1 protein-coding gene is annotated in these 1,330 nt (G+C 28.9%); it reads left to right on the top strand.

From position 1 onward, the window contains the following. Positions 1-75: 75 nt before the first annotated feature. Positions 76-1,330 (top strand): hypothetical protein (locus O9267_RS11770; protein WP_298179724.1); only part of this gene is annotated, 1,255 nt, incomplete at its 3' end.

The following is a 1,330-nucleotide window of genomic DNA, read 5'->3' as shown; positions in this document are numbered from 1 at the left end:
ATGTTTTAGATGTAATGCGCATAAAACATGCGTATATACTAATGTTATGTGATATTATTAAAAAAAACGACTGACATGAAAATACCCAAGAAATTTGATGATATTCTTTCTAAAAATCAAACAACATATTCAATTGTACTTGATGTTATTTCTTCTTTTGAGCCAATATTTAAAGACAATAAATTATATTTTTTTGAAGAATATACAGATCATGGAATTAACCATATTGAAAAGGTATTAGAATCTGCTGAGTTTATAATATCAGATGACTCTTTTGAAAATATTACTTCCAATGAGGTTTCAATTTTAATATTGTCCATTATTTTACATGATTTAGGAATGCACGTTGAGTTATCGACTTTTAATTCAATGCTCAATGGAGAATACGACTGCTGTATAAATAGCGTCATCGATGATAAAACATGGAGAGAATTATGGAATGACTATTTAAGCGAAGTCAAGAGATTTAGTACTATACAAAAGAAAAATATATTTGGTGACGAGTCAATGCCTTTTGTTATTCCTGATTTATCAAATAAAGATTATTTAACAGGGTATGATAAAAAATTAATTGGTGAATTTATTCGAAGACATCACGGAAGATTTGCTCAGGAGGTTTCATTAATTGGATTAAAAAGCGAAAAGGGACTTATAGAATTTGGAACAAATAAATTAGATAAGCAAACAAAGCAATTAGCGGGAATATTGGCGAGAAGTCATAGCATGAATGTTCGTGACACTTTTGTCTATTTAAATGATATAGCGCATGATAGCTGGAGGAACCCACATGGTATTAATATAATCTACCTAATGATTATACTACGAATTGCTGATTATATACAGATTGACAATAGCCGAGTAAACCCATTTTTGTTGAAGCTTAAATCTTTTAATAGTCCAATTTCTCAATTAGAAAATTCAACTCATTTATCTATAAATTCCTTAAACTTCAATAATGTAGACAAAGAAAATATTTATGTTGACTGCAATCCGACTGATAGTGAAATGTTTGTAAAAATAAAGAATCTAATATCGGATATACAAAATGAACTAGATAAATCTTGGGCAATTTTAGGAGAGGTTTATGGTTTCATTCCTACTAATAAACCTGGAATTAAATTCCGGAGAATTTCCTCAAACCTTGAGAACAAATTGTTTTTAGCGAAACTAGAATATGTTCCTGAGAAAATAACTTTTAAAGTTGATAATAATTTATCAAAATTATTAGTTGCCCCTTTGTATGGAGATAATCCAACATTTGGTGTTCGTGAATTATTGCAAAATGCGATTGATGCTTGTTTTGAGAGAAAGGAAATTGAATATCAAAAAA

Origin of the sequence: Flavobacterium sp. (assembly GCF_027531705.1) — a bacterium.
GTDB lineage: Bacteria > Bacteroidota > Bacteroidia > Flavobacteriales > Flavobacteriaceae > Flavobacterium.
This window is presented reverse-complemented; position numbering and strand designations above follow the sequence as displayed.